The sequence below is a fragment of the Mesoflavibacter zeaxanthinifaciens DSM 18436 genome (genome assembly GCF_000422365.1).
Classification (GTDB): domain Bacteria; phylum Bacteroidota; class Bacteroidia; order Flavobacteriales; family Flavobacteriaceae; genus Mesoflavibacter; species Mesoflavibacter zeaxanthinifaciens.
Genome location: NZ_AULQ01000007.1, coordinates 198,688 through 224,502, shown reverse-complemented (window position 1 = coordinate 224,502; position 25,815 = coordinate 198,688). Strand labels below are relative to the sequence as shown.

17 protein-coding genes are annotated in these 25,815 nt (G+C 30.8%); 4 read left to right on the top strand and 13 right to left on the bottom strand.

Annotated elements, in window-relative coordinates; all coding sequences use genetic code 11:
• The 7 genes from H574_RS0108420 to H574_RS0108390 form a co-directional block, all read right to left on the bottom strand.
• Positions 1–1,562 (bottom strand): IPT/TIG domain-containing protein (locus H574_RS0108420; protein ID WP_027880156.1); only part of this gene is annotated, 1,562 nt, incomplete at its 3' end.
• A 66-nt stretch (positions 1,563–1,628) separates the two neighbouring features.
• Positions 1,629–3,956 carry a T9SS type B sorting domain-containing protein gene (locus H574_RS0108415; protein WP_027880155.1) on the bottom strand — a complete coding sequence of 776 codons (2,328 nt, stop codon included), beginning with the start codon at positions 3,954–3,956 and terminating at the stop codon, positions 1,629–1,631.
• Positions 3,957–4,016: 60 nt separating this feature from the next.
• Positions 4,017–8,855, bottom strand: a complete 4,839-nt coding sequence (locus H574_RS0108410) for a T9SS type B sorting domain-containing protein (protein WP_081653196.1) — start codon at positions 8,853–8,855, stop codon at positions 4,017–4,019.
• A 104-nt stretch (positions 8,856–8,959) separates the two neighbouring features.
• Positions 8,960–10,801: a T9SS C-terminal target domain-containing protein gene (locus H574_RS0108405; protein WP_036227398.1), complete on the bottom strand. Its 1,842-nt coding sequence runs from the start codon at positions 10,799–10,801 to the stop codon at positions 8,960–8,962.
• Positions 10,802–10,834: 33 nt separating this feature from the next.
• Positions 10,835–14,158: a T9SS type B sorting domain-containing protein gene (locus H574_RS0108400; RefSeq protein ID WP_027880152.1), complete on the bottom strand. Its 3,324-nt coding sequence runs from the start codon at positions 14,156–14,158 to the stop codon at positions 10,835–10,837.
• A gap of 70 nt (positions 14,159–14,228) precedes the next feature.
• On the bottom strand, positions 14,229–15,065 hold the full coding sequence (locus tag H574_RS0108395; protein ID WP_027880151.1) for an ABC transporter permease: 837 nt from the start codon (positions 15,063–15,065) through the stop codon (positions 14,229–14,231).
• 27 nt (positions 15,066–15,092) lie between these two features.
• Positions 15,093–15,992 carry an ABC transporter ATP-binding protein gene (locus tag H574_RS0108390; protein ID WP_027880150.1) on the bottom strand — a complete coding sequence of 300 codons (900 nt, stop codon included), beginning with the start codon at positions 15,990–15,992 and terminating at the stop codon, positions 15,093–15,095.
• A gap of 98 nt (positions 15,993–16,090) precedes the next feature.
• Between H574_RS0108390 and H574_RS0108385 the strand changes: the two genes are divergently transcribed.
• Positions 16,091–17,149, top strand: a complete 1,059-nt coding sequence (locus H574_RS0108385; protein ID WP_027880149.1) for a hypothetical protein — start codon at positions 16,091–16,093, stop codon at positions 17,147–17,149.
• Here the strand turns inward: H574_RS0108385 and H574_RS0108380 are convergent.
• From H574_RS0108380 to H574_RS14090, 5 genes are read right to left on the bottom strand one after another with little or no spacing between them, the layout of a single operon-like run.
• On the bottom strand, positions 17,146–17,661 hold the full coding sequence (locus H574_RS0108380; protein WP_027880148.1) for an IS1096 element passenger TnpR family protein: 516 nt from the start codon (positions 17,659–17,661) through the stop codon (positions 17,146–17,148). The two genes, H574_RS0108385 and H574_RS0108380, sit on opposite strands and share 4 nt — an antisense overlap.
• 39 nt (positions 17,662–17,700) lie before the next feature.
• Positions 17,701–18,720, bottom strand: a complete 1,020-nt coding sequence (locus H574_RS0108375) for a COX15/CtaA family protein (RefSeq protein ID WP_027880147.1) — start codon at positions 18,718–18,720, stop codon at positions 17,701–17,703.
• A gap of 2 nt (positions 18,721–18,722) precedes the next feature.
• On the bottom strand, positions 18,723–20,138 hold the full coding sequence (locus H574_RS0108370; protein ID WP_027880146.1) for a CCA tRNA nucleotidyltransferase: 1,416 nt from the start codon (positions 20,136–20,138) through the stop codon (positions 18,723–18,725).
• A 9-nt stretch (positions 20,139–20,147) separates the two neighbouring features.
• The gene (locus H574_RS0108365) at positions 20,148–20,708 is read right to left on the bottom strand and encodes an L-threonylcarbamoyladenylate synthase (protein ID WP_027880145.1); all 561 of its coding nucleotides are present in this window, start codon (positions 20,706–20,708) and stop codon (positions 20,148–20,150) included.
• 1 nt (position 20,709) lies between these two features.
• Positions 20,710–21,684: a polysaccharide pyruvyl transferase family protein gene (locus H574_RS14090; protein ID WP_036227391.1), complete on the bottom strand. Its 975-nt coding sequence runs from the start codon at positions 21,682–21,684 to the stop codon at positions 20,710–20,712.
• A 124-nt stretch (positions 21,685–21,808) separates the two neighbouring features.
• On the opposite strand from H574_RS14090, the gene H574_RS14405 reads away from it, so the two are divergent.
• Positions 21,809–22,591 carry a glycosyltransferase gene (locus H574_RS14405; RefSeq protein ID WP_027880144.1) on the top strand — a complete coding sequence of 261 codons (783 nt, stop codon included), beginning with the start codon at positions 21,809–21,811 and terminating at the stop codon, positions 22,589–22,591.
• Here the strand turns inward: H574_RS14405 and H574_RS0108350 are convergent.
• A complete protein-coding gene (locus H574_RS0108350) occupies positions 22,588–23,655 on the bottom strand; it encodes a glycosyltransferase family 2 protein (RefSeq protein WP_027880143.1) in 1,068 nt (355 codons plus the stop codon). The two genes, H574_RS14405 and H574_RS0108350, sit on opposite strands and share 4 nt — an antisense overlap.
• Positions 23,656–23,763: 108 nt before the next feature.
• On the opposite strand from H574_RS0108350, the gene H574_RS0108345 reads away from it, so the two are divergent.
• Both H574_RS0108345 and H574_RS0108340 read left to right on the top strand, forming a co-directional pair.
• Positions 23,764–24,888: a glycosyltransferase gene (locus tag H574_RS0108345; protein ID WP_027880142.1), complete on the top strand. Its 1,125-nt coding sequence runs from the start codon at positions 23,764–23,766 to the stop codon at positions 24,886–24,888.
• 11 nt (positions 24,889–24,899) lie between these two features.
• Positions 24,900–25,814: a hypothetical protein gene (locus H574_RS0108340; protein ID WP_027880141.1), complete on the top strand. Its 915-nt coding sequence runs from the start codon at positions 24,900–24,902 to the stop codon at positions 25,812–25,814.
• Position 25,815: the final 1 nt, after the last annotated feature.

The following is a 25,815-nucleotide window of genomic DNA, read 5'->3' as shown; positions in this document are numbered from 1 at the left end:
TGACAAACGGTTTGGTCAGCAATCGTATCTACTGGCGGATTACCAGAAACTGTTACAGTAAAGCTAGACTCGTTGCTACAAGTATTTGGCGCAGTACCAATTTGATTATAAATATAGATAGTTTGTGATGTAGAAATGACATCGCCAGCGTTTAGCATCGTTCCGCTACCGTTAGCACCAGAAAAATAATTACCGTTAGTTAAAGTAGGTAAGGTATAATCTTGGCAAACGGTTTGATCTGAGATTGTATCAACTGGCGGATTACCGGATATTGTTACCGTAAAGCTAGACTCGTTACTACAAGTATTTGGTGCAGTACCAATTTCATTATAAATATAGATGGTTTGCGATGTAGAAATGACATCGCCAGCGTTTAACATCGTTCCGCTACCATTAGCACCAGAAAAATAATTACCGTTGGTTAAAGTAGGTAATGTATAATCTTGACAAACGGTTTGATCTGAAAGAGTATCAACTTGTGGATTTAAGATATAAAGTTGGGCGGTATTACTGTATAAATTGCAATCTGCAGAAACCATTTGACAGTAATATTGACTGTTGTCTAAAGAAACTGTTGCATTTGTAATTGATAAAGTATTGGTATTAACTCCAGAAAAAGTAGAGTCGTTATTTAATGGAACCCAAACACCAACAGAATTTAAAGAAAACCATTGGTAAGTATATGAACCTGTATCTACATTTGTTGTGAAACTTATATTTGAATTATCGCAAATTGTTTGAGAGTTTGGATGAGTTATCGTTGGGTTGCTATTATTAAAATTAGTTGTGTGGCTATCTAAATCACTACAATTTTCTGTCCCTGAGATAGACCAGTCTGAAGCGTTAAAAATACTAATAGGAGCAATAGCATTAGGGTTTCTTATAAAACTATAGCCTCTTTCGTTTAAAGCTTCAACAGCATCGATAACAACACCGTTTTTAAGTAATTTAAATTCATCATTATCGTTAAAACCAGAACCAACACTTTCGTCTGCAGAAACAGAACAGGTATTTCCATTACTACCCATTTGCAAGATATAAGTTTGTTGTGGCCCAATGGTGTTAACTAAAGGAACAGTTATAGAAGGTGTAGCGTTACCAATATCTCCGTAGCGTTCTATATCATAAATGTCATCTAAAGTTACAGTGGTGTTGGAAGGGTTGTAAAGTTCTATAACTCCATAACTTCCAGGTTCTGAGTCATATATTTCTGAAATATAAATCTCGCTTGTATTACAAGAAGAATCTAATACATTTATTTGCGTTGCTGCTGTTGTAGAACAGCCTCCAGAAGTATTTATTATTAAATCTGATAAACCATTAGTTCCTGTAGGAATAAAAACTTCTATATGAGTATTGTCAATGATGTTATAAGTCGCAGAAATACCATCAATAGTTATTTGAGATGTTGTAGAAAAATTGCTGCCATTTATAGTAATTAATGTGTTTGCAGGACCAGAACTAGGGTTAATTGTATTAATTATTGGGTCTGGACAACTTGTAGCTAAAAGCGTATTACTAGAAAGAACTATTAATGCTAATAAAAAATAAATATGTTTCATTTGTATAAATTGGACGGCAAATAAAACAATATTTTATCTTATTTGTGTTAAGTAAAAGTTAGTTGTTTATCTTTTTAAAGCAAAATGACTTCTATATGTTCTACCATTGGTGTCTGTAAGTAAAAACCAATAGTCATTTGCTGGCATTAACCGTCCTCTATAAGTTCCGTCCCAGCCTTTTGTGTTTGGGTTAATAATATGTATAAGTTTACCGTAACGATCAAAAATTTTAACATCAAGATTAGTGTTGTAACCATCTGTCATTCCGTATGGTTTCCAATAATCATGAATTGTATCATTATTTGGTGTAAAGTATTTAGGAAAACCAATTATTGCTATAGTTTGCTCTATCGTTTGACAGCCGTTAATTTCTGTAACATAAACAGTATGTATACCAGCTGAAATATTAGTAAATGTATTACTGTTTTGATAAGGTTGATCGTCTATAGCGTAACTAAATTCTCCAGTATTTTCTAAATTAATAGTTACTGTATTGTTATTAGAAAAGTCTGTGTAATCTATGCTTTCTATTATTGGTGCTTCAATTGGATTTACAATTATATTTCTTGAGTTTGAGCAACCGTTAGGATCTGTAATAATTACGGTATAGGTACCAATTTCATTAATATCAATAAAACTTGTGTTAACTCCTGTATCTATTCCATTTAATAACCATTGGTAATAATAATTGCTTGGCGAGTCATTTAAAACTCCACCATAAAGGGTTATCGTTTCAGGATAATTATTTAAGCAGTAATCTAAAGATTGATCTGCTTCTATTTGTGGTGTGTATAACACAGATAAATCTACATTAGTAACTGCAAAACACTCATTACCATTGCTAGTAACTTTAGCAAATATGGTTTGAAAATTAGCTTCGGTATTTTCAAAGCTTAAAGGTAAAGGGTTTGTTTCCGCGAAAGCGTTATCTAAATTTTGATAGAATGTTATTGTTGAATTTGCAGGAACAGCATTAGCAATTTGCGATTGTACTTGGGTTAAATCAAAGGTTGTAAAACCGTCTAATTCACCTTCATCGCAAGCGTCTAAAGAAAAACTTGGTAATGTATTATTTGAAATACTTAAGTTAACTTCTGCTATGCTAGAACAATTAGACTGAGTAGAGCTAACCAGTGCAAATACAGTTTGATTTATTTGTGTGTTATTAAAACTATCAGGCGTTTGTATTGGGTTAATTTGTTGTTGCGCATCATTAAAATCAGTAAAATAATCTACTACAAATAAATTGCTATCATTGTTTATAATAGTCTGCTCTGCATAGTTTAGGTTAAATGTGGTATATCCATCTTGATCAATATCGCAATTTGTTAATGATGTGTTTTGAACAATAGGTTGTTGAAACTCTTCAATAACAACTTCACCATAAGAAATACATCCATTATTTAAAGTAACTTCTACACTGTAAGTTCCTGGAGAATCTACTATATAATTAGAAGTAATTTCAGGTTGCAAAATATTATCTTTAAACCAAGCATAAGCTGTTGCGTTTGGTTGTGAGGCGTCTAATGTTGTGGTGTCATTTTCGCATAATGCGTTATTTGTGTTTTGAAGTAAATTAGGGCCTAAATCTGTATATAACTCAAAACTACTAGCTTCTAAAAAGACTGCTGAATCATAACGGAAATTTTGCTCGTCTGCGATAACTAATTTAACCTCATAAGTAACATTAGGAGTTGTGTTTGCAATAGCAGTAAGTACAGCTGTTTGACCATTAAAATTTATTGGTGCATTACTGTTATTCCAACTACCAAAGTAAGCTTGGTTTTCTTCTTGACAAGCACCAGGTATTCCTGGATGTACCGTTGTTACCTTAACCGGAGTGTTAGTTTCTGGTACTAAAGCGATGTTTTCGTACTGTTGTGTGCCACTTTGCCTAATTAAAAATCCAAATAAATCTGAATATTGACAGGTGTTGGGATTACCTTCTTGATATTCTTCTGAAGCAAATAAATATCTAAAGCTTATTTGGTTTGCAGGTGCAGTAAATTCAAACTCTATAATGGTAGCATTAATCGTATTGCTTTCATTTAAAATTTGTTCTAAATCTGTGTCTCCTTGCCAATTACTAGCATTATCATCGCTTAGTGAAGTGTTTGGTCCGTTTACGTTAGAGAGTTTACCTGTACTTAAAACAACACCTTCTTGAAATGGAAATGAAGATCCGTTTGCATTAAAATACCCGTAACTTAAGTCGTTTGTGTTAAAATTACCACCAACAACATTAGTGACTTGAACATTAGATATACACGCATTACCTATTAAAACATCCTCAATTAATTGTTGTGGTGTGTAAGATGTCCAATCTGTAGTTACATTTTGTGATACAGCTAAATTTATACTTAGTAAAATAAATAAAATAAATGCTTGTCTCATACATTTTAAACTGGCATGCAAATGTACGTAACAAATCTAATTATTAAGACTATAAAAATGTTAAAGCTTTAAAGCGAAATGCCCTTTAATTTCAAATTCTATAGCGCCTTTTTTAACATTAGCAACATACCAATAATCTGTTGCAGGTAATAGATTTCCGTTATAAGTTCCGTCCCAACCTTGAGAGGTATGATTTAATGTTTTTAAAAGTTTACCGTAACGATCAAAGATATGTACTATTGTGCCTTCTAACTGCTCTACACCTGTAATATGCCAAGTATCAAAATAGCCATCATTATTTGGTGTTACAAATTTAGGTACATCAATAATTACTATGTCTTTTGAAGTCGAATTACATCCGTTTAAATCTATTACAGTTATTGTATGAGGACCAATTGATACATTGTTAAAGAAATTAGATTCTTGTGGATCTTCATCATCAAATTGATATAAATAATCTCCAATTCCTGAAACTTCTACAGTAACATTGTTTGGGTCTGAAAAATCTATAGTTTCTGTAAAGTCAATAGTAGCAGCTTCAGATTGAGAAACAGAAAAACTTGTAGAAGTAGAACAACCAAATTGTGTTGTAATAGTTACAGAATATGTTCCAGTTTGATTAATTTCAATATAAGAATTTGTACTTCCGTTAGACCATAAATAGCTGTCTGTTGGTGCGTTGGTTTCAGCAGAAACTAACAATGGTAAATTATCTAAGCAAAGTACTTGGTCTTCAATATCTAATTCTGGTTTTCTATGTACAATTGTATTAAAACTTGTTGTGTTGTAGCAGCCTGTAATATTGTTTTCTATACGGATAAAATATGTTGTTCCATCTTCACTAAGTACATTTAAATCTGTTAAGGCGTTTTCATTATTATTAGCATCTAATTGAGATGTATAATAGCTTACCGTAAAGTTTGAAGAGTTTTGATTACCTAATACAACCGGAGTTTGCTCACCTAGATCAAAATTAGCAAACAAGTCATAATCATCATCACAAGTTTCTAAATCTTGAATATTATTTGCTGTAGGCAATGGGTTTACACGTAGTATAAAAGACTCTATGTTAAAACAGTTACTTCCAGTAAAATTAGCTCTTACAAAAATAGTTTGATTACCAACGTTGTAATTGTAATTTGAGTCTAAAGTATTTTGTTGAAGTTGAGCATCGTTTAAAGATAAATAAAACTCAGTTTCAATAGACTGTGTTGTGTCTACTAAATCTGGTAATGTATTGTTTAAATTATAAGAGAAAGTACTTTCTTCACAAATTTGAGTAGTTACATTTGGATTAATAACAGGTGGTACTTCAACAATTAAATCTAAAGGAATTTCTGCATAACAATTAGAAATAGTATTCACAACTTTTATAAACACTGTCTGTGGATTTATTGTATTTGTAAAGTTTTCTGGGTTAGTAATCTGGTTTGTGCCTTGCTCTAAATCTATAAGGTTTGTGTAATATTCAATCTCTGTATTATTCTGTCTAATTGGCAATACTTCAATTTCTGAAACGGTTAAATCAAAAGTTGTAAAACCGTCTGTATCATTATCGCAAGTCTCTAAACTATTTGGTGTGTTTGTTAACGGGACTTGTATAACATTAAACTCAAAGCTAGAAATACCTTTACAATAAGTACCGTTATCTACAACAGCAAAAATCTGTTGAGGATTTACTGTATTTGTAAAAGAATTTGGTAATGGATTAGTTTGCGCTTCAGCTTCAGCTAGAGATAAATGATAAGTAACTGTTAAGTTTTCTGATGAACTTTGAGTGATTTCTGAAGTAATATCATCTAGATTAAAAGTTTCTGACCCATCATTAGAGTTGTCGTCACAAACAAATATATCTGTTGGCGTGTTGTAAATTGGGTAAGCGCCAACTTCTATATCAAAAGAAGTTGTATCGTAACAGCTTTGATCTGTAATATTATGTACTCTAACAAAAATAGTTTGAGGCGAAGATGTATTTTGATATGCAACAGTTTTATCAATAGGAGCTACGTTGTTTATAGCATTTTGAGCAGTTTCAAAATATAAAACTTCTTTTCCTGTTTGACCGTTTAAAATTTCTGCATCTTTTTCTTGAAAGATAAAGTCTGCGGTTTGATTACCATCATTTTCACAATTGGTATAAGTTTCTATTGGTGTAAATATGGGTAATGTGTTTACTATTATAGTAATAGATTGCACAGCGTAACAACCGGTATTAGTGTTTTCTACACGGCAATATACAGTTTGTGTATTAGCATTATAATTTTGCGTATCTGTAATCGGACTGCTATTAGTTTCTGCATCAGTTAGTGAGGTATGAAAACTAAAAGCTCTATCTGTAGTGGTATTAACAATTTCTGGGATTTTAGCGTCTAAATCTACTATAAAAAAACCATCTTGATCATCATCACAAATGATGATATCTGAAGGTTGATTAATGGTTGGAGCTGGTAAAACCTCAATATCTAAAGAAGACGTTGCGTAACAACCAGTCATGGTATTTTGTACACGTACATATAAGGTTAAAGGATTTGTCGTATTAGTATAAAATGCAGGCAAGCTATTAGTATTATTATCTGCATCTGCTTGAGTTAAATAGTAATCTACAGATGGATTTGGTATACCATTACCAGAATATGCATCAAAAGAAGTTAAGTCTATACTTGTAAATCCGTCGTCATCTGTATCGCAGTAAGTTTGTGTATCTGTTAAAACTACTTCAAAACCTTCGTTTATTAATAGTTGAATATTTGAAAAATGACTACAGCTACTACTATTTAAGGTTATGTATAATAGAGTAGGACTAGCATTAATAGTATAAGGTACAGATTGATTAATAGCATTGGTATTATTGATTTGATCTGTTTCTGTTTCATAAAAATCAATAGTAACATTTTCTAAATCATTAATAATCTCTAATCCAATATGGTATAAATCAAAATCTACAATTTGATCATTTGATGCATCATCACATTCATAAAAATCGGTAATATTTGTGCCTGTTTCTAAAAGAAATGCGTGAAGCTCCATAGGTACAACAGAAGCACAACCAGTTGTATTGTCTTCCACACGCACAAAAACAGTTTGTACATCTTGGTCTATATTATCATAGCTTGTTGGATTAGCTATTGGGTTTGTTCCATTATTAGCATCTTCTTGAGACTCGTGATAAGTCACTGTTACGTTTGTTAACCCTTGTAATATTTGATCAATTTCTTGAGTAAGGTCAAATGTGTCAAAACCATCTCCATCCTGTTCGCAAGCATCTAATTGAACAGTTTCAGGATTAATTTGCGGATTTGTATTAACCTCTATATCAAGCGTTGTAGTTGTAAAACAGCCTGTAGTTATATCTACAACACGTACAAAAACAGTTTCGGTTGGGTTAGAAGGTGTATAAGGTTGAGGTATTGGATTGTCTCCTGTTAAAGCATCTGCATTAGAAAAATGATAAGACACTACATAGCTTGTGTTTGAAGACGTTATTTCATCATCTTTAACAGTCATATCTACATTTCCTCCTCCATCAGAACAAACAGATAAAGGTGATGGATTAACTATGGTAGGAAATGGATTAATTATTAAGTTGAAAGTCCCTATATAAATACAACCAGACGTGGTATCTTGAGCATTGTAGAAGATAGGTTGAACAGCTGTAGTACTAGTTACAGATGTTGTTGGGTTTTGGTCATTAGTTGCATCATTTTGAGAGGTATGAAAAGTAATGTCGTATGTTGAAGGTGGAAGCGTAGCTTCTATTTCAGAAGTTTTTGGTGTTAAATCAAATATTTCTGTACCATCATTTGAAGCATCATCACAAACTTCAATATCAGAAATTGTTGGTCCATTTTGAATGGTGTTTAATACAACATTAATACTATCTTGAAAAGAACAAAAATCTGCGCTAAGAGGTACTGTAACTTCAACAGTATAATTACCATCTGTAGTAACATTTAAAGTGCTATCCGTTTGGTTATTAATTATATTTCCGTCTAAGTACCATTGGTAACTAGCTTGTGGATTGTTAGTATTTGCATCCAAAGTTATAGATGCATCACAAGTTGTTATATCTTCACCTAAATCTACAGAGTCTGTAAAGCTGTTTCCTTCTATAAATACTGCAGTGTCAAAGTTTCTGTCTGTTTGATCGGCTACAATTAGTTTTATGCTGTATTGTACATTAGGAGTAATATTTGCAGAAGCTGTCATTACAGTAGTGCGACCATTAAAGTTAGTGTCTCCAATATTATAACCTTCAAAATAATTACTGTTTTCTTCTGGGCAAAAACCAACTATTTCATCATGAATAGTATTCGTGTTTACAGGTGTTGATGTGCCTGGTACCAATGCAATATTTTGATATGGGTTACTACTTCCTGTTTCTCTAATTAAAAAAGCAAATCCATCTGAGTATTGGCATGGGTAATCTGCAAAATACTCTTCTGATGCTAATATGTAATTAAAAGAAATTGTACTTGAGGTAGAAACAAAATCAAACTCAATAGATGTAGCATTAAGGGTATTATTTATTCCAAGTGCAGCTTCTAAATCAGGATCTGTAGTCCAGCTATCGCTACCTTCGTTTAATGCACTAGTGTTAGTTGTATTTCCTGCAGAAGTTACTTGTCCTGTAGATAAAATAATACCATTTTCAAAAGGAAAGTTTGAGTTAGCTCTTTCAAAATATCCAAAACTTTCAAAACCATCAACTTGACCATTATAATTAGAGTTTATGTTACTAACTTCTACACAACCTTGTACTAAATTATTTTCAATAAGTTGTTGTGAGGTAAAACTGTCATTTACAGTTATTTGTTGTCCAAAAGATAAGTAACCAATAAAAAAATGAGTTACTGTTAGCCAAAATATTAGACTATTTTTGTAGGTTTTATGCGCTTTCATGCTATGTATCAGTCAATTAAATAAACTTGGGGTATGTTTATGTTGCGAACAAACGTATTTAATTAATCGATAAAATGCAAATTTTAGCGTTAAAATGTTATTAACTATTTATTAAGATATACCCAGCCAACCAAATCTTTGTATTTAGGATCATGAAGTTTTAATACGTAAAAATATGTTCCTGTTGGTACAACATCACTAAAAGCTAATATGCCTTGATTGGTTTGACCATGCCACTTTAGATTATTATTGCCTTTAAAAATAAGCTTTCCGTAGCGATTGTATATTAATAGTTCGTGGTTTTCAAAAATATCGTATAATCCTTGTATATTGAAGAAATCGTTTTTTGAGTCTCCATTAGGAGAAAATCCTTGCGGAACAAAAGGTGGGCAGTTTTCAGTTTGTAAATCAAATTGAAAAATATCAAAACACTCATCTGTTTCTGCAGTTATATATATTGTTTGAGGCGTAGAGTTTGAAATGTAATTTACTGGTGAAAGGATTGGGTAATCTTCATTTATATCTTCTAAACTTTCAAAAAAACTAAAGCTGTTATATTCTGTTTCATTTATTTGGCTAAACACTTGTGTTAAATCAAAATTGGCTTTCTTTTCTCCTTGATTACAAGCAGATATAGGGTTTAGTAATATCGTCTCTGGTAATGGGATTAATTGAATAGTTTGAAACGTGTTATTATTATTTTCATTTGTTTCAGTAACAATTCCGTTGCCAGATCCATTATCATCAACCACGATTTCTAAAATAAAATTATCGGGATAATTAGGCGGTATTGTTAAGGTTGTTTGGTTATTTTCTGAAGCATTGATTGGTATGTTATTTTGTGTTGTAGTTTGCCCAATTAGTGTATTGTCAATATAGAATGAAATTGGTGTGTTAACAGGTAAAATATCTGTGCTGTTAGTATTATAAACGGTGTAATTTATATCTATTTCCCGATTTGCACAAAACACATCATAATTATTTATGGCAATTGTGGCGTCTGGTAATTGACTGTTTAAAACAGTAATTATGTTGTTAAGAATAATTAAATCTGCTCTAAAAATTCCAAATTGGTCCACACCGCCAGTAGTCATTTTAATGGTAACCTGTGTATCGCCTATAGATATGTTGTTTTCAATATTATAAACATCTAAATCTGCATTGTAAAAGTTTGTCGAATTTGTAAAAGTGTTTGTGCCATTAAAAGCATTATCTGGTAGGTTTAAAGGTGGATTGGATAGAATGTTTCCGTTAATAGAAAGACTTTCTCCGTAGTTTAAAGCATTGTCTCCTTCCCAAGCTAAAAAACCAATTTTAGCATTGTCATTATCTAAAACATCAATGTTGTCTAGGATAATTGTTTTTTCTTGAACTTCAGAATTTATAATTTCTAAACCTTGAAAAAGATTAATTTGATTAAGATGTAAGTTACTATCCTCGTAGATAACGTATAAACTCCAACCTGCATAATTAGTACGATTATTACAAAAGCCAGGTGTATTTATTAGGACCGAATTGACATCTAAATTAGAAAGGTTATATGTTGTGCTACCTTCGTTAATTATTTGATTTGTCACATCTGCATAGCAGGCAAAGTAAGTGAGTTGTCCATTACTACCAGCATCATAATTTACGTTATAAGTGTCTTGAGCATTAATAGTTATATTGTTTAAGGAAACTTGAGTATCTCCATTACCAGAGCCAGACCAGAACAGGTAAGCCGCAATTATATTAACATTATTAGGTAAGTTTAAATTAGCTGAAGCAGAAGTAGGCAACGTACAAAAACTACTGTCAAGGTTATTCTCTGCAGGATTTAAAGTATTACCAATAGCGGTGTAATCATACCTACCATTAAATTGCTGAAATAATGTAATATCCTGAGCTTTTAAAGTATTAAAAAAGCAAAGTAAAATTACTAAGTATAAGAAAGTAAAGTTTTTCATATTTAGGACATTACTTTCTAAAATTACAAAAAACTACCTTTTTAAAGTAAAATGACTTTTAAAAACACGCCCATCTTGTAGTGTTACAGAAAACCAGTAATCATTACTTGGCATTGGTTGTCCGTTATAAGTACCGTCCCAACCTTTACTTTTAGGATCTATTTGGGTTAATAATTTACCGTACCTATCAAAAATATATATTTTAGAATTTGGTTGAAATTGACTTGACACACCATAAACTTGCCAATAATCGTTAATTGCATCGTTATTAGGAGTAAAAAATTGAGGAAAACCAATAACAGATAATGTGTCTGAAATTAATCCGCAATCATTTTTTACGTCAATAATATTAACAGTATATATTCCTGGTGGTACTTGAGTGAAAACAGAGTCACTTTGGAAGCCTGTACTTTCTCCTTCACTATTGATTAATTCGTATTCATAAGTACCTTCTCCAGAGGTTATAATACTAACTTGATTATTAGTCGTATTTCCGTCTAAAATATCGATATTTTCAATTGTAGCAATGTTAGATGCTTCTACAGTAAAAGTTTTTACTTTTTCACATCCTTCAACCGATGTAACAGTTACGGTATAAATACCTGGTTGGTTTACTTCTATACTATTTGTGTTTTGTCCTGTTGACCAATTAAAATAATAGTTATTATTAATAGGTGAAGTAGCACTTAATGTAATAGTTTCTGGGAAAAAATTAAGACAGTAAAAAACTGTTTCGTCTTCATCCAAATCAGGTCTTTCATTAATAATTAAATCGACTTCGCTAATACCATAACAATTGTTATTATTTTCTGCACGAGCGTATATAGTTTGAAAGTAAGCAGAACTGTTAGTAAAAGTTGTAGGTAAGGCATTACTTTCTGTTAGCGCATCATTGTAATTTTCGTAAAAATTAATTGAAATATTTCCTGGTAATGACGATGTCATGTTTGTGCTTATTTCATTAAAATCGAAAGTGTTAATGCCATCTTCAGAGCCTAACTCGTCACATACTTCAAATTCATAATTATTAATTTGAGTGGTACTAACTTCTAGTGTTAGTTCTGTAATGTTTACACAATCAGTATTACTGTCTTTTGAAACCGCATAAACTATTTGTGGGTTACTTAAGTTGTTATAAGATGTTGGGTTAGTAATTGGTGTAACTTCATTATTAGCATCGTTTAAAGTATCATAAAAAACAACAGTTAGATTAGCATTGTTGTTAGTTATATTAGTTATAGCTTCTTCTAAATTAAAAATAGTGTACCCATCAGGTATACCATCTTCGTCACATTGTAATAACGTATGGTCAAAAGATGCTGGTACTGGATTGATAATTAAATTAAAGCTATTAACTGCATAGCAGTCTGTGTTATTACTGTTTTCTAGTCTTACATATACTTCTTCTTGAAAAGGTGTGTTGTTATAGTAGTTTAGGTTTAATGGACTTAAATTATTTTCTGCATCATTTAAATTAGCGTGATAACTAATATTGAATAAAGTAGTGTTTTGTCCGTTGTAAACTTGACTATTATAACTTGATAAGTCTACAGTTGTTTGACCGTTTGTATCGTCTCCGTCAGATAAATCATCACAAACTTCAAAGTCATTTAAGTTATCTATTACCGGTGTTTGAAAAACAGAAATATCAAAACTAGTTGTCGCATAACAGTTAGGGTTATTAATGTTTTCTACGCGAGCAATAATTGTTTCTTGTGGTAACGTGTTTTGGTAATTACCGGTAATTTCGTTTTGATTGCTATCTGCATCTGCTTGGTTTTTAAAGTATTTAACTTCGTAAATTGCAGCATCTTGACCGTTTAATATTTCTGTGTTTAGATCAGTCAGATTAAAGTCCCATATATTATCATTATTATCATCACAAATTACAATGTTATTTGGTGTTGTAGCGGTAGGAATATCATAATAGGTTACAATTGCTTGTCCTTCTTTTGTATCACAATCACCGTTATTTAAGTCTATTATAACTTCGTAATTTCCGTTTTGTGTCACTAATAATTCATTAGGAATTGCTGGTGTTGCTATCTCATTACCATCTTGAGACCAAGTATATGTTGCACCAGGAATATCTTCTGCAATAAGTGTGTAGTCGTCTCCAGTGCATAATGGTAAATCTACAGTATTAGTATTGTCGGTTGGGATAATATCAATTTTTTCAACAAAAAAGGATGCGATAAATGGTGGTAAGCCTTGTCTAGAAACTAATCCATTTAGATCTACAGATTGGTGTTGATAATCTGCTGCTTGCCCTAAGCTGTTAGGAGAATTTATTGTACTTAAAAAAGGCGTACCTTGATTATAAGTAGCACTTAATGATCTATAAATTTTACCATCAGGTCCAAGTTGCAAAGCACTTCTATACATAATTCTTTGATCCAATATTTCTTCAGAAGCACTAATGTTGTTGGCGTTTAAGTCATATTGAAGCAAGGCTCCATATTGTGCATTAGCATTATTAAAGTCATCTTGAGGAGTTTCAAAATAGGTTGAAACATATAAGATTTGACTATTTGGAGAAAATTCTACACCGTAAGGTCTTTGAGTTTTTCCAGATGGATTTAAATTAATATTTATTTGTTGAGCATTAGTAGCTTGACCACTATTGGTGTCAAAATCAAAAAGATATAAGCCGGAAGCAATATTAGCACATGCTATTTTTGTTCCGTCAGGTGAAATTTTAAGATAGCCTCTTCTTTCTGGAACAAGTATATTTAGGTCTGAAATTACAGGTGTAGTATTTACTCCTGTAGCAGTTACTTCGTAAGCAAATATAGAGTTGTTTAATTCGTCACCATTAATATCTGCAAATGTTATTACCCAAATATTTTCTGTTTGACAGTCTTTTAAGACAGCGCTTAGTTTTTCTGAAGTATTGTTTAAAAGATTAATGTTTTTATTTGCAGTAACAGTGCCTAATCCACCATTAGCTGTCATGTCTACTTCGGAATAATGAAAACCTTCGTCAGGATTTCCTTGAAACTCTGTATCTACAGTAAAAATATAATAGATATCAGAATCTTGAGGTTTTGGTATTATAATAGCAGATTGTGTACTAGAAGGATTTCCTTTTAAACCATTTCCATTAGCCATTACCTGATGGTTTTTATTGTATACAGTTATTCCGTCTGTGTAAAATAATAAATCACCATTTCCATCAGAAATACTTGTACAACCTTCATCTGTTGCTAATTGACCGTTGGTAAGTGCTGTTACGGTATTTGTTGAAAGATCAAAATTTATTCCTGCATTGTTACCAAAGTACCAGTTGGAAGCTTCATTTTGAGAATGAACAAATGACACTAACAGCAAAAATGTTAGTAGTAATATCTTTTTCATAATCTAGTATAGCCAGATTTGTAAAGATATTACAAAAATGAAAAAAGAAAAGATATAAAATGTTAAATACCTATAAATCTCTTTTTTGTAGCAGCTTGTATGAACCGTAAATAAATAAAGCTGTCCATGCTAAAACAATAACAATTTGATACCAATGTACAGAGTAATCAAAATTAAAATCTTCGCCAACTTGTTTGGCAAGTTCTTTAGCTGCGCCAAGTCTTGAACCTGGTTCTACTATTAAATTAGACATGCTTTCTAAAGGAAAAAACTGTGTAATTGTTCTCCAAGAGTTTTCGGTTAACTCTATTTCCCAACGTAATAATCCGTATGCTATTTTTTCTATAATAAACCAAACAAATAAAAAGCCTAATGCAAATGCAGATCGTTTTATTAAAATTCCTAAAAATAAGCAGAAAGAAAAGAAGCCTACTAATTTAACAAAGAATGCTAAAAGATATTCTGTGTCCGAAAACACGTGGTAAAGCTCTGTAATATCAGAAAAAGCAAATCCTAATATTAGTGTAATTATAAATACGAAAACGGTTGATACTAAAGCAAAAACACTTACGGTTACAAACTTAGAGGCGATAAATTCTTTTTTACTTAAACCATCTATTAAGTTTTGCTTAATGGTCTTGTTACTATACTCGTTAGCCATCATAGACACAATAACAATTGCTAAGAAAAATTTTAAAGAGGCAGCAACATAAGTATTAAAATGCCAAATGTAGGGAAAGTCAAAAATTCCTTGTTCTGCTAAATGAAACTTAACAGGTCCAATATCAAATTTGATTGAAGCTATTAGTGCTATTGATGTTAATAATATAAAGTATGCTAAAATAAGCACCTTACTTGATCGGTTATTCCAAAGTTTGATTAATTCTATATTTAAAAGTCGTAACATTATTGTCGGTTTTTTGGTTGGGTTTGTTTAAGATAATTGGTCTGTAAGTTGTAAAAATTGCTCTTCTAAACTTTCTTTACGTAAAACTAAATGAGATAGGTTGATGCCATTATCAAAACACAGTTTGTTTAAAGTACTAGATAACATAGGTTGATCTAAAAACGCAGTTATTAGATCTCCATTAACTTTTACATCCTTAATGTTAGGATTAGTATTTAAAAAGTTAATTAATGCATCTGTGTTTTCAGCTTTTAATTCAAAAAAACCATTACTAGTAATCATTTGGTCTACAGGACCTTCATATAGTTTTTCGCCTTTTCTTAAAACGACAACATGAGTACAAACTTTTTCAACTTCGTCTAATAAATGAGATGCTAAAAGTATAGTTGTACCTTTATTTGCAATCTCTTTTATTAATGATCTAATTTGATGTATTCCTTGTGGATCTAAACCATTTGTAGGCTCGTCTAAAATTAAAATTTCAGGATCATTAAGCAGCGCACTAGCTATAGCAAGACGTTGTTTCATCCCTAAAGAAAATGTTTTAAACTTACTATGTTTTCTTTCAATAAGACCAACAAGTTCTAATTTTTCGTCTATTTTTTCTTCAGCAATGTCTTTAATTTTACAAACTAGTTTAAGGTTTTTGTAAGCAGACATATAGGGATAAAAATTTGGTCGCTCTATAATAGCTCCAACTTTTTTTAATGCTTCGTGTGTAGATAAATCTCCGTTAAACCATTGAAAATTTCCTGAAGTTTTATTTACAACATTAAGTGTAATGCCTAAAGTAGTAGATTTACCACTTCCGTTAGGTCCTAAAATTCCGTAAACATTTCCTTTTTCAATAGTGAAAGATAGATTGTTAACTGCGGTTAAATATCCGTACTTTTTTGTAAGGTTTGAGATGGTTAAAATTGTGCTCAAAATATTTTTGGTTTTTGATTGATATAAGTAAGACGATTGTTGCCTGGTTTTGTTACAATTTATAAAATTTGTTACTAAATTTGAGTAAATTAGGGTCTATGCAAGATTTAAAAATTTCTAAAAAGAAACCATCATATCCTGTAAATGAAAAATTACACAAGTATTTAAATGAATATAATAGAAATTTAAAAATTTCGATTTTATATGAAGATTTGTTGCGTTTTCAAGGTTCTGTGACAGTTTATGATAAAGACGATAATGATACGCTTTGGATACGCGTGTATTATAACGAATTTGATCGTGCAGAAATTGATCTTAACCTAAAAAAAGTCTACACACAATTACACTCTGACGGAAACGAAAAAACCATTCCGTTTTTAAATGTAGATGCTGTAGATTATTGCACCTTTGGTAATAGTAAACCGTTTAGAGTAAAAGTTAGAAATATTTTAAATGATAATTACACTTATTTTTATGTAAAAAAAGCAGATGCTTCTAGAATCTATGGATTAGAATTAGAACATATGCTTTCGCCATACAATTTAAATTTTTTAGTCTATAAAAATACCTTAATAGAAGAGCATATTGCAGGTATACCAGGCGATGAGTTTATTCAAAATAAATTATCAGAGTGTTTACCTTCAGAAAAATCTCAAATTGCAAAAGAGTTTGTAAAGTTTAACGAGCGTTGCATGATTAGATTACTTGGTGATATGCGCGCATACAATTATGTAATTGTACCAACGCACGATTTTGATCACGTGGTGTTTAAAATTAGAGCTATAGATTTTGATCAGCAATGTTATGAAGGTAAGTTTAATGTTTACCGACCGCAATTTTTTAAAGAGAATAATAAAATGGTAGCATTAGTTGCAGAAAAACTTACTAAAGACTCTATTGATCAATATAAAATAGAAGAACGGTCTACCATAGCAAAACGTATGATTAGTTATCAAGATAGAATAGGAGAGTTGTTAGATTGTATGACTAACGATACTATTTCTATTGAAAAACATATCGAATTGCTTAAATCTAAAATCTATGAATATACTATGGATTTAGAGTTTAAGCGCAGCAAAAATATGGGCGAAATCTTAAAAAATGCTTTAGATTTTGTAAAACGAAACTATCAAGATGTTAATACCAAAGGGTATTAATTCCAGTTTTCATCAAAATCTAAACTTTCATAATCATCAATATCGTAGTCGTCGTCAAATTCATTAAAGTCGTCGTCACTATCGGCTTCAAAAACTTTTTCTGGAGCTTCAGTAGGAACTTGACCTTGCACATACATTAGGTTAGGATAATCTGTGCCTTGCGCTTCTTCAACAATTTCAGCTAATTCAACAAAAAATGTCCACATACTTAAAAAGTCGTAAACATAGATAAGTTTAGTTTGTGCTTCGTGTACGATGTCTGCAATGGTCGTTTCATTCATTAATTTAACTTGATTAAAACCATCGCTCATGTCAAAAAGGCTAATCTCTTCACCTTGATTCCATTCGTCATCACTAATATAAAAAGACGCCATTTCTGTACCATCAAACCCAAAAGATTGAGTGATAACGTTGTGTAGATCTTCCATAGTATCGTTTTCACGAATTTCAAAATCTCTAAAGATATCTTCTTCTGTATCGTTGTCTAAAATAGCTCTAAAACGGTAAATCATAATTAAAAAAATAAGTTTACAAAGATAAGGTTTTAATCCTTATTTGCTAAATCTATGTAAAGTAAATGTCATTGCTGTTAATAAGAAAAATGCACCAACTTGATGTGCAACACCTAACCAAACCGGAACTTGTAATAATAGGGTCAATACACCTAAAACAAATTGTAAAAATACTAAGCCTACAAGACTATTTAAAGCTAGTTTTTGGTATTTGGTTTCTACAAATTTTTGTCCTTTAAAAAATACTATTAGTATTAATGCAACTACAAAATAAGCAAGTGTACGATGTACAAACTGTACACCACTTTTACCTTCGGTTAGGTTTAATAAAAGCGAATTTTGTTCGGTATACACAGTTTCATGAATAAATTTACCTTCACTCATCATTGGCCAATGGTTATGTATCCAACCTGCATCTAAACCAGCAACAAAAGCACCATAAATTATCTGTACTAATAGCACAAATGTAGTTACTCGTAAAAAGTTTTTAAAAGCAGAATCTGTAACCTTGTTAAAAGGAAATATTAAATCTAATGCAACCCAAAAGGTTAAAGCAAAAGTGATAAATGCAGTGGTTAAATGCGCAGCCAATCTAAAATGACTAACATCTGGTCGATCTACCAAACCGCTTTTTACCATGTACCAACCCAAAAATCCTTGAAAAGCACCAAGACACATCAAGCCTATTGCTTTTTTTATAGTTTGTTTGGTGAGTTGTTTTGTAATTAAAAAGTATACAAAAGGAAAGAAAAATACTAATCCAATAACACGACCAATAACACGATGAATCCATTCCCAAAAGTAGATGTCTTTAAAATCTTCTAAAGTGAAATGGTTATTAAGTTTTTGATATTCTGGATATTGCTTGTAAAGGTCAAAAGCAGCATTCCATTCGGCGTCATTCATTGGAGGAATTGTACCAGAAATTAATTTGTAATTAGAAATTGATAAACCAGAATGTGTCAAACGTGTGATGCCTCCAACAATAACCATTATAAAAATTAATAAACAGCCTGTTAGTAGCCAATAAATTACTTTTTTGTTGTCTTTCTTTTTCATAACTATTCAGTTTTTAAACCTAAAGCTTTACCTTTTTCAAGCATTAAATTAAAAGCAGCTTGATGTTCATTAGGAATGTCGCCTTCTAAAATTGCTTCTTTTATAGCTTCTTTTATTAATCCAACTTCTCTTGAAGGTTTTAAGTTGAAAGTCTCCATGATTTCTTCTCCAGAAACTGGTGGCTGAAAGTTTCTTACAGAGTCTTTTTCTTCAACTTCAACTAATTTTTCTCTTACAATTTTAAAGTTGTTATGATATTTTTTAAATTTTTTAGGATTTTTTGTCGTGATGTCTGCTTCACAAAGCGTCATTAAATCATCCACATAATCTCCAGCATCAAATAATAAACGTCTAACAGCCGAATCTGTTACGATGTCCTGAGCTAAAACAATTGGTCTAGAGCTCATAAAGACTAGTTTTTGGACGTATTTCATCTTATCATTTAAAGGCATTTTTAAGCGTTTAAATAAGTGATATACCATTTTAGAACCTTCAAATTCATGACCATGAAACGTCCAACCTACTTTTTTGTTAAACTTTTTTGTTGGTGCTTTACCAATATCGTGCAATAATGCAGCCCAACGCAACCAAACATTTTCGGTATGTTTTGCGATATTATCAACAACTTCTAAAGTGTGATAAAAATTATCTTTGTGACGTTGTCCTTCTTTTTCGTCAATACCTTTTAAAGCGGTTAACTCTGGTAAAATTATTTGTAAAAGTCCAGTTTTTTCAAGAAGTAAAAACCCTATTGAAGGTGTTGGACTTTCTAAAATTTTATTTAGTTCTACTACAATACGCTCTTTAGTGATAATTTTAATGCGTTCACTATTTTTAGAAATGGCTCTTAACGATTGATTTTCGATTTTAAAATCTAATTGTGTAGCAAATCGTATTGCGCGCATCATGCGCAATGGATCGTCACTATACGTGATGTCTGGATCTAATGGCGTACGTATTATTTTTTGTTCTAAATCTTCAATACCGTTAAATGGATCTAATAGGTCTCCAAAATTAGCTTCAGAAAGATTTAAAGCTAATGCGTTTATAGTAAAATCACGACGGTTTTGATCGTCTTCTAACGTACCATTTTCTACAACAGGATTACGACTATCTTCGTTGTAGGATTCTTTACGTGCACCAACAAATTCTATTTCGATATCTTCATACCGTAGCATTGCTGTTCCGTAGGTTTTAAATACTTGAACTTTTGGTTTGTTTGGTAATAATTTAGACACTTCTTTTGCAAGTGCTATACCACTACCAATTGCAACCACATCTATATCTTTTGCATTACCACGTTTTAAAATAAAATCTCTTACAAAACCACCTATTACATAACTATCTAAGTTAAGGTTTTTAGAGGCTTGAGAGATTATTTTAAATATTGGGTTTTGTAGTGCTTGTTTGTAATTCATCAGGTAAATTTACTCACGAATAATCTTTACTTCACCATTACTAGATAACTTGATAATTGTAGATGGTTTGGTATTGTTTTTTTCGTTTTGCAAATTTACAACATAATCCACACCTTTTAAAATAGGCGTGCTTATTTCTTTAAAGGAATTTGGTGTTGGTTCTCCAGCTATATTTGCTGAGGTAGAGACAATTGGTTTTCTAAATTGCTGGATTAGTTTTTGACAGAATTCGTCTTTAGGAATTCTAATAGCTAACGTGTTGTCTTCTGCAATTAGATTAGTAGCTAAACCAGTTGGGTTATCATAAATAATAGTTGTTGGTTTGTCACTAAACTCTATTATTTGGTAAGCAACTTCTGGTACCTCTTGAATATATTTTTCTAACATTTTTAAATCACTAACCAAGCAAATTAATGCTTTAGAGGCTTCACGCTGTTTTAATTGATAGATTTTTTTTACTGCTTCAAAATTTGTGGCATCACAACCAATTCCCCAAACCGTATCTGTTGGGTAAAGTATGGTATTACCTTGTTTAAGGTGCTGTATTGTAGTAGCTATTTGCTGCTCCATTTTAAGAATTAATAAATTGACTAACGTCTTTTATAAGTTGTTCTCTGTATTTTAAATGTTCTGTTCTTACTATTTTACTTGAATTTGTAAACTGTTGTTGTAATTCTGTTTTTTCGGTATTTAAGATTTGGTCTATTGTAAAGGTGTTAAAAAAGTCTGTAATACCTTCAAATCTACTGGTATCTCTATCTGGTCTTACAAAAATTACAGGAGTACCAAAAGCTAAACATGGTAATGCAACATGAATTCTAGAAGTAACTACAAGTTTTGCTGATGCATAAAGACTTAATAGCTGCTCTGCTTTTTTAAATTTTTCTTCATGCGTTGTTGCATTAAAATCTTGATTAGAAACGGTTATACTTTGCTCTAATATTGATTTAGGAATTAATTTTTCTATAATTTTTTTAACCTCTTTTTTTTCTTTGTATTCTTTTAAAAAAGATTTAGTAGCATTTATAATAGGCTTGTGTGGATTTCTAATGGTTTTCCAAAGACTTTTTTTGTTAGTATCGGACACGTCGTTTTTATGTGATAAAATATCGCATAAAACAATAGCATTTGGTGTTGTTGTATTTTGATATTTTTCTTTCTCTAAAGTAAGTGTTAAACAACCAGAAAAGTAAGCTTCTACACCATTTTCTTCTAATTTTTGAAGTGTAAATTTATCACGACAACCAATTGGTTGATGCTTCTTATAATAGGCTATAGCTTCTGGACTTGTTAAAGGTTTTTTAGCAAAATCGTTGATGTGAAACGAAACAAATTTAGGAAGTAAAGTCTCGCTTGGTGGCCAATGTTCTGGGTGATGCATAAACCAACCATTTAAAATGATTTTAGCATTTTCAGTGGTTTCATCCAATGCTTCACGACTAATCAACGCATCTACTTGTGGTAAAAAACGCTTTGCAGCTAGACTTTGTATGTAATCGCCAATGTTTGTTTCTTGATCTCTATATTTTAATAGTGCGTATTTCATTAACCTATTTATTTTGGTGTAAAATTATGGTAATAAAGCTTAAACGCCAATAATCTTAAAAAACAATTCTTTAAATTTTAATCTTAAAGTTTAAAAATTGTAATTTTGAACTTTAAAATTTTATATGGCTTTACCTATTATTCAATCTTTATGGATTGGCGGTTCTTTATCAAAAATAGAACAGCTTTGCATTAATTCTTTTTTAAAAAACAATCATGAGTTTCACTTGTATACTTATGGAGAAGTGCAAAATATTCCTGAAGGAACAACAGTAAAAGATGCAAATGAAATTATTAATTCATCTGAAATTTTTACCTACAACGGTGGAAGTTATGCTGGTTTTGCCGATTGGTTTAGATGGGAATTGTTATATAAAAAAGGAGGTTTTTGGGTAGATACAGATGTGATATGTATTAAACCCTTTGATTTTGATGAAGATGAAGTGTATGGCTCAGAATCTATAGATCTTGTTTGTCCTGCTGTTTTAGGATTTAAACCAGGACATGAGATTTGTAAATTTTTAAGTCATAATTGCGAATTCCCAAATACTATTTTGCCTTACGATAGTAAACACCAAAAAAAGGTAAAGCGTAAACGTAAATTTTGGGGTAAAGGTAGAGAGCATATAGAATGGGGCGAATCTGGCGGACCAGAAGGTTTTACTAAAGCTTTAGATTATTTCAAAATAAAAGACAAAGCCAAACCATTTACCTATTTTTTTCCAATACATTTTTCTAACTGGCATACAGTTTACGATAACACTTTTAAAAATAGTGCGGATTTATTTAAAGATACTTACGCAATTCATCTTTGGAATGAAATGACTAGACGCGAGCCTAATTTTGATAAAAATGCAGATTTTGATTCGCAATCTTTAATAGAACAACTTAAAAGAAAATATCTTTAAGCCATCTTAGCTTGTATTAATATTAGTTGGCGTTTTATTATCTTTTTTAGACTTTTAGATCTATACCAACGCAAATAGTTAAGCGTTTTATCTAAGCCTAAAGGCAATACTGTTTTAAAATTTTGGTGCAATTGTTTTAAGCTGTTACTTAGATTATTGTAACTAGCTTCTGGTAGTTTTACAGCTTTAAAAGCATTTGTAATTAACGTGTTAACGTCTTCTTTATCTTGATTTGGCGTGTTAAAATAACAATGTGTTATTATGGTCATTTTAAAATAATTAAGATATAGATTTGTAACGTTTTTTGCTTCAGTTGATTCTGCGTTTAGATAATATTTTTGATAGATAGTATCTAAAATATCTAAATATGCTTTGGTGTTTTTAATGCTAAAATTATTGGTAATAGAGTTTTGATTTCCAGTATTGTAATAATATGTTGTTTGATCACTTAATATAATAGATTGGCAGTTAATTAAGGTTTCAAAAAACCATAATTCGTCTTCATGTAATAATCGGTCTTTAAAAGCAAGGTTATGCTTAGTAATAAAGTTTTTTTTGTATAATCTATTATGTGCAACACAACTTACTTTATCATTTAATACCATTGGTATTAACTTGTAATTGGTATTTGATAACTTATGGTTTACTGGTAGAAAATGTTCTAAATAACCTATAATGTTTTTGTTATGTCCATCTGTTAATGCAGTCTTGCCAAAAATAATATCTGTGTTGTGAGGTATTAAATTAACAAAATTTTGAAGCGTGTTTTTATCAACCAAATCGTCTGCATCCAAATAATAGATGTATTTTCCTTTGCTAATTTTTGTTCCAGAATTTCTAGAACCAGAAAGACCTTGGTTATCTTGATAATAATAAATAATTCTATTGTCTAGATTTTCAAAAGCGGTAATAATTTCTTTAGAATTATCCGAGCTACCATCATCAACAACAATACATTCCCAATTTGTAAACGTTTGATTTATTATATGTTGAAGAGTTTTTTCAATATATTGTTCTCCATTATAACACGGAATTATTACTGAAATTAAAGGCGTTTCTTGCATGAAAATTAAAATAGATTGTAAAATTAAGTTGCAAATCTTCAAAAATAAAATATAATGGCTAATAAATTATAAAATGCTATTTTTGGAGCTGTTTCTGTAAGTAATTTAATGAAAGTATTATATTTTTTTCCAGGTAATCCGTTGGTACGTTCACAAGGTAACCACGTAAGAGCTTACACGCTTTTACAGTATTTTAAGGCAAAAAATATAACCTTAGATTTAGTAGCAGAAGCCGATCAACACTTTACAGAACAAGATGTAGAAGTACTTAAATCTGAAAAATTAGTTAATCAAGTACATTTTTTACCAAAGCAAAAAAAAGGAGGTTTAAGTTATTTTTTTAAAGTCTCTATGCCCAAATTGTTTAGTAAAATACCTAAACCTTTTGATCGTAGACAATTAAATCAACAACAAGCTTTTAATAAGGTGTTGCAAAATAAAACATACGATAAAATAATTGTTAGTTATTCTTGTTGGGTACCTTTGGTTTTAGATAATCCATACTTAAAAGGAGCAACGACAATAGTAGATACACACGATTTTTTAACCTCGCAATTTAAAAACCGAAAAGATTTTAAGCTAGGTGAATTTTTTGAAGGCGAAATGAAACTTTTAAACAGTGTTGATCAAGTTTGGGCAATTTCAGTAGAAGAAAAATACCTTTTTGAGCAATTTATAAAAACACCAGTGCATTTAGTGCCACATTTAACAACTAGTAAAATACAAAGCACAACAAAAACTATAGATGTTTTATACGTAGCTAGTGAAAACGAACATAATATAGCAGCAGCACAATGGTTTTTTAATAAAGTTTATCCTTTATTAGAGACTAAAATATCTATAACCGTAGTTGGAAAAATAAATAAGCATATTAAGGATTATCCAAACGTAATTAAAATTAATTATGTTGAAGATTTATCTGCAACTTACAATGCTTCAAAAGTTGTAATTTGTCCAATGCTAAGCGGTACAGGATTAAAAATTAAAGTTGTAGAAGCGTTATCCTTTAATTTGCCAGTTGTATGTAATACAAGAGGCGTAGATGGATTAATTAATAAAGTAGATAATGGTTGTTTAGTAACAGATAATGCAACTAAATTTGCGTCTTACACAACGCAATTACTTAATGATTCTAGTTTTTATGAAACCAACAAGCAAAAGGCAAATCTATTTTACGAAGAGTTTTTAAGTGAAAAAGCTGTGTATAGTACGTTAGACCAAATTTTAAATTAATCGACTGTTTTATGAACTCTGAAATATTAAAATTCTGGTATAAAATTACCAACAATAAAAGCAAATATTTAGAAGTTAAGCATGCAAAACGCGAGCAGAAAAAACGTGCTACTTTAAATCCTGAAGTTTTAAAAACTTTAAAACAGTTTAAAGATAATATCAATTCTAAAACCGAAATTAATTTATCACATTCTGGACATTTAGGAGATTTGATATATGCTTTACCCATTATAAAAGAGTTGTCAAAAACAAAAACTTGCAATTTAATAGTTAAAGTTAATCAGCCATATAATGGACAATATTTTAAACATCCATCAGGAAATATTATGATTTCCGAAAGGTCTTTTAATATGCTTTTGCCATTATTAAAAGAACAATCGTATTTAAATAGCGTAATAGTTTACACCAACCAAACTATAGATGTTGATTTAGATTTTTTTAGAGCTTTACCTATTTCAAATCAATTTCATTCATTTAGATGGTATTATCATCTTGTAGGAAAACAAGCCGATATGACATTGCCTTATTTAGATGTAAAACCACATAAGACTATTAAAGATAAAATTGTAATTGTACGTACCTTTAGAGCACGTAATGTATTTATAGATTATTCATTTTTAAAACACTACGATAACTTATTGTTTTTGGGCACAAAAGATGAATATGAAGATTTAAAGCAAAGCGTACCAAATCTAGAATTTTATGATGTTAAAGACTTTCTAGAACTAGCACAAATAATAAAATCATGTAAGTTTTATTTAAGTAATCAAACTTTTGCTTATGCGATTGCCGAAGGATTAAAAGTGCCAAGACTATTAGAAGCATATCCAGATTATCCTGTAATGTTTCCAACAACAACTAATGGAGCAGACTTTTATTTTCAAGAGCATTTTGAAGCTTATTTTAAAACCATGTATAACGCTTAAT